At 70.6% G+C, this 4,490-nt stretch carries 5 protein-coding genes; 2 read left to right on the top strand and 3 right to left on the bottom strand.

The features are described 5' to 3' along the window. Position 1: 1 nt before the first annotated feature. The gene (rpmG, locus tag Q0L11_RS14610; protein ID WP_296598177.1) at positions 2-169 is read right to left on the bottom strand and encodes a 50S ribosomal protein L33; all 168 of its coding nucleotides are present in this window, start codon (positions 167-169) and stop codon (positions 2-4) included. Positions 170-353: 184 nt separating this feature from the next. Here rpmG and Q0L11_RS14605 point away from each other — a divergent pair, with 184 nt between their 5' ends. After that, positions 354-722 (top strand): GFA family protein, encoded by a 369-nt coding sequence (locus Q0L11_RS14605; RefSeq protein ID WP_296598176.1) that lies wholly within the window; start codon positions 354-356, stop codon positions 720-722. Between the two features lies 1 nt (position 723). On the opposite strand, the gene Q0L11_RS14600 is transcribed toward Q0L11_RS14605, so the two are convergent. Continuing rightward, positions 724-1,446, bottom strand: coding sequence for an NUDIX hydrolase (locus Q0L11_RS14600; RefSeq protein ID WP_296598174.1), 723 nt, complete (start codon positions 1,444-1,446; stop codon positions 724-726). A 99-nt stretch (positions 1,447-1,545) separates the two neighbouring features. Between Q0L11_RS14600 and Q0L11_RS14595 the strand changes: the two genes are divergently transcribed. Further along, entirely contained in the window at positions 1,546-2,217 is a 672-nt protein-coding gene (locus Q0L11_RS14595; RefSeq protein ID WP_296598172.1) for a TMEM175 family protein, read from the top strand. Here Q0L11_RS14595 and rnr read toward each other — a convergent pair. Continuing rightward, entirely contained in the window at positions 2,214-4,475 is a 2,262-nt protein-coding gene (gene rnr, locus Q0L11_RS14590; protein ID WP_296598179.1) for a ribonuclease R, read from the bottom strand. The genes Q0L11_RS14595 and rnr overlap by 4 nt on opposite strands. Positions 4,476-4,490: the final 15 nt, after the last annotated feature.

Below are 4,490 nucleotides of genomic sequence, written 5' to 3'. Positions count from 1 at the left end.
CCTACTTGATCTTGCCTTCCTTGAACTCGACGTGCTTGCGCACGACCGGGTCGTACTTCTTCAGGACCATCTTCTCGGTCTTGGTGCGGGCGTTCTTCTTGGCCACGTAGAAGTAGCCGGTGTCGGCCGTCGAGTTCAGGCGGATCTTGATGGAGGCGGGCTTCGCCATGGCTCGAATCCTAGACGTAAGAAGTGGGCGGGGCCAAACGGGATCGCACCGCCGGCGGGTGTTCAGGAGGCGCGGAAAATACGAATCCGCGCGCGTAAGTCAACCGCTTAGGCCGGCTGCTGACACCGCGGTGGCGGGACGGGCGTTCCAGGGTGGCTCTCCGATCACCGTGGAGGACACCCTCATGCCCGTCAAAGGCCGCTGCCATTGCGGCGCGATACAGTTCGAAGTCGACGAGATGCCGGCCGAGCTGACGGCGTGCAACTGCTCGTTCTGCATCCGGCGCGGCGGGCTGGTGGGCTACTACAAGCCGACGCAGTTCAGGCTGACCACGGCGCCCGACCGCGTCTGGACCTACCAATGGGGCGACTACCTCGTGCAGCACCACTATTGCCCGGTTTGCGGGATGGGGACGCACTCGGAGATGCCGAGCTTCGCGGACGGCAAGGTCGACTTCGACAACCCCAGGGTCGCCGTGAACGCGCGGCTGTTCGAGGACTTGTCGTGGGAGGCGCTGCCCGTGAAGCACGTCAACGGGCGAGAGGACTGGTGAGCTACAGGCTCGACGGCCGCATGCCGCGGTCCTTGTAGCGCAGGAAGGGCTTCGGGCGGCTGGGGTCCTTCATCCGCTCGACCGCCTCCTTGATCATCATGCGGGTGACCGTGGGCAGGGGCAGGCCCATGGCGTCGTCGAAGGCGACCCAGTCGATCTCCTCCAGCTCGCCGCAGTCGGGCTGGCGGTCCAGGCTGGTGAGGCGCTCGGCGTCGGCCATCAGGAACCAGGTGTCGAAGCGCTTGCCCACCGCCGGCGGGGTGATGGCGCGGGCGATGACGTCCATGGCCTCCAGGTCGGGCAGGACGCCCTGGGCGGCGAAGGTGCTCCAGGGGCCGGTGGCGCGGGCCTGGCCCGGCTTGGCGAGCAGCAGGCCGGCTTCCTCCCAGGTCTCGCGCACGGCGGCCAGCGCCAGGGCCCGGCCGCGGCCCGTCGGCAGGTGGCGGTCGAACAGGCCGGCCACGTCGGGCCGCAGGTCGCTGGCGAAGGGGGCGCGGTAGTCCGCCCGGTCGATCCGGCCGCCGGGGAACACCCAACGGTCGGGCATGAAGCTATGGCCGCCGTGGCGCTTGCCCATCAGGACGCGCGGCTTGGGGCCGTCGCGGCGGATGATCATGACGGTGGCGGCGTTCTTCGGGCGTACGGCGCGCTGGCCGGGGATGCGCGGCGGCCCTTCGGGTTTGGAGACCCCGTCTTCGGATTTCGGCGGCGCTTGCCCGGTCATGAAACAACTGTATGACCGCGCGGCCCGGCGAGGGAAGGGCGCCCTTGCGGAAGGCGGGGCGCGGGGCACTATGCCGCGGGCGCAGGTGGGGGAGTTTGCATGCACGACGTCGAAGCCGAACTGGACAGCCGGATGACCCACCGGCTGCTGTTCTTCAGCGACGCGGTGTTCGCGATCGTGCTGACCCTGCTGGTGCTGGAACTGAAGCCGCCCGAGACCTGGCGCGAAGCGAACGGCGAGACGCTGGCGCACCTCGCGCCGCACATCGCCGCGTTCGCGTTCAGCTTCCTGATCATCGCGATCTTCTGGTTCGCCCATATGAACACCATGCGGCGGCTGGCGCGGTTCGACTGGCCGACGGCGGCGGCGAACATGCTGTTCCTGCTGCCGATCAGCCTGCTGCCGTTCGCCACGGCCTGGCTGGGCGCCGACCCCGGCGGGGCGTTCACCTGGCAGCTCTATTCGTGGGTGATGATCGCCATCTCGGCGGCGAACATGGTCACCGTGCTGGCCGCCTACCGCGGACGCGGCAAGCTGATCGTCGGCGGCGCGCCGCGGGGCGAGGTGGCCTATCGTCTTCTGCGGGCCGTATCGCCGGGGATGGCGTTCGCCGTCGGCCTGCTGATGTTGGCGGCGGGCCTGAACACCCTGGCCCACTTCGCGTGGGCGGCGGTGATCCCGCTGGTCTTCTGGATCGCCGAGCGCTTCGTGAAGCCGAAGCCGGCGGTCATGGACGCGCCGGCCGCCGAAGGCGAAGCCGAGACCGCCTAGCGCCGCTTGCCGCCCATCTTCTTCTTGCGGCCCGTGCGGATGCCGGGCGGGCGGCCGCTCTTGGGGCGGGCCGGGCCGCTGGGGCGGCGGTCGCCGCGGGCGCGCATCCCGAGCCGCGGCCGGGGGGCCGAAGGGTCGGGCGGGGCCGGGTCGCTCAGCATCTCGAACAGAAGGCCGCCGGTGATGGGGGTCGCCTCTTCCAGCCGCACCTGCACCGTCATGCCTAGCGGCCAGCGGGCGCCGGATCGTTCCCCCACCAGGGCGTGGGTGCGGTCGTCGTGGATGAAGAACTCGCCGCCGAGTTTGGAGATCGGCACCAGGCCATCGGCGCCGGTCTCGGCCAGCCGCACGAAGAGGCCGAAGCGCGTGACGCCGGTGACCTTGCCGGTGAATTCCGCCCCCACGCGATCCGCCAGGAAGGCGGCCACGTAGCGGTCGGTGGCGTCGCGCTCGGCGGCCATGGCGCGGCGCTCGGCGAAGCTGATGACCTCGGCGGTGTCCTTCATCTTGGCCATGTCCCAGTCCGACAGGCCGTCGTTCCCGAGACCCAGGGCGGTGATCAGCGCCCGGTGGACGATCAGGTCGGCGTAGCGGCGGATCGGGGAGGTGAAGTGGGCGTACTTGGCGAGGTTCAGGCCGTAGTGGCCGATGTTCTCGGTGGAATAGACCGCCTGCATCTGGGTGCGCAGGACCACCTCGTTGACGATGTCGGCGTGCGGCCCGTCGCGGGTTTCGGCCAGCAGCCGGTTGAACCGTTCGGTGCGCGGCGCCTCGCCCTTGGTCCAGGGCAGGCCCAGGGTGCCCAGGAAGTCGGCCAGCGCCTGGATCTTCTCGGGGCTGGGCTGGTCGTGGATGCGGTAGACCAGCGGCGTCTTCTTCTGCTCCAGCGTCTCGGCGGCGCAGACGTTCGCCTGGATCATGAACTCCTCGATCAGCTTGTTCGCGTCGAGGGTGGCGCGCGGGACGATCTGGGCGATCTCGCCGTCGCGGCTGATGCTGATCTTCCGCTCCAGGCTCTCGATGGCCAGGGGCGAGCGGACGTCGCGGCCCTTCTTCATGACCGCATAGGCCGCCCACAGCGGCTTCAGCACGCCGTCCAGCAGCGGGCCCGTCTTGTCGTCGGGCTGGCCGTCGATGGCGGCCTGGGCCTGTTCGTAGCTGAGCTTGGCGGCCGAGCGCATCAGGCCGCGGACGAACTTGTGGGACCGCTTCTTCCCGTCGGCGCCGAAGACCATGCGCACCGCCATGGTCGCGCGGTTCTCGCCCTCGCGCAGGCTGCACAGGCCGTTCGACAGCCGCTCGGGCAGCATCGGCTCCACGCGGTCGGGGAAGTAGACGCTGTTGCCCTTGTCGCGGGCGATGCGGTCCAGCTCCGAGCCCGGGCGCACATAGGCCGCCACGTCGGCGATGGCCACCCAGCAGACCCAGCCGCCGGGGTTCTTGTCGTCGTCGTCGGGGTGGGCGTAGACGGCGTCGTCGTGGTCGCGGGCGTCCACCGGGTCGATGGTGATCAGCGGGATCTCCCGCAGGTCCTCGCGGCCGCTCAGCGTCGGCTCCTTCGCCGCCTCGGCCTCGGCTTCTGCGGCTTCGGAGAAGCCGGTCGGGATGCCGTGGGCGTGGATGGCGATGATCGAATAGGCGCGCGGATCGTCCTCGCGGCCCACCGTCTCCAGCAGCTTGCCGCGCTTAGGGCCGTAGCGGGGGCCGTGCGGCTCGACCTGGGCGATGACCAGGTCGCCGTCGCGCACGTCCTCGTGCTCGCCGAGCAGCAGGGTGTCCTTGGAGCGCCGATCGACCGGCTCGACGCGGATCTCCCGGCGCGCCTTGCGCACGACGCCCAGGATGCGGTGCGCGCTCTGGCCCAGGCGCTTGATCAGCCGGGCCTCGGTCTCGCCGCTCTCCAGCCGGACGAACCGGACCAGCAGGCGGTCGCCCATGCCGGGCGCGCCGGCCTTGGCGTCGCCGCCGGGGGCCAGGGCGACCAGGGGCGCGTCCTCGCCCCGCACCAGCCGCACCAGCAGTTCGCCGTCGGGCGTGCGTTCGGCCACGTCGGCCACGCCCACCTCGGGCAGGGCGCCGGCTTCGGCGAAGCCCTTGCGGCCGCGGCGTCCCAGCGTGCCGTCGGCCTCCAGCGTCTGCAACAGCGCGCGGAGCTGGCGGCGGTCTTCGCCCTTGAGGCCGAAGGCGCGCGCGATGGCGCCCTTGTCGGTCTCGCCGCTCTCGCGGATGAACTTCAGCAGGGTCTCGCGGTCGGGCACGCCTTTGGCAAAGCG

It is taken from the genome of Phenylobacterium sp. (assembly GCF_024508875.1).
In the GTDB taxonomy this organism is placed as follows: domain Bacteria; phylum Pseudomonadota; class Alphaproteobacteria; order Caulobacterales; family Caulobacteraceae; genus Phenylobacterium.
This window is presented reverse-complemented; position numbering and strand designations above follow the sequence as displayed.

Excerpts from the sequence above, each read along its gene's own strand:
- Q0L11_RS14600 (WP_296598174.1), bottom strand. The coding sequence starts at position 1,446 with ATGACCGGGCAAGCGCCGCCGAAATCCGAAGACGGGGTCTCCAAACCC.
- Q0L11_RS14605 (WP_296598176.1), top strand. The coding sequence starts at position 354 with ATGCCCGTCAAAGGCCGCTGCCATTGCGGCGCGATACAGTTCGAAGTC.
- Q0L11_RS14595 (WP_296598172.1), top strand. The coding sequence starts at position 1,546 with ATGCACGACGTCGAAGCCGAACTGGACAGCCGGATGACCCACCGGCTG.
- rpmG (WP_296598177.1), bottom strand. The coding sequence starts at position 169 with ATGGCGAAGCCCGCCTCCATCAAGATCCGCCTGAACTCGACGGCCGAC.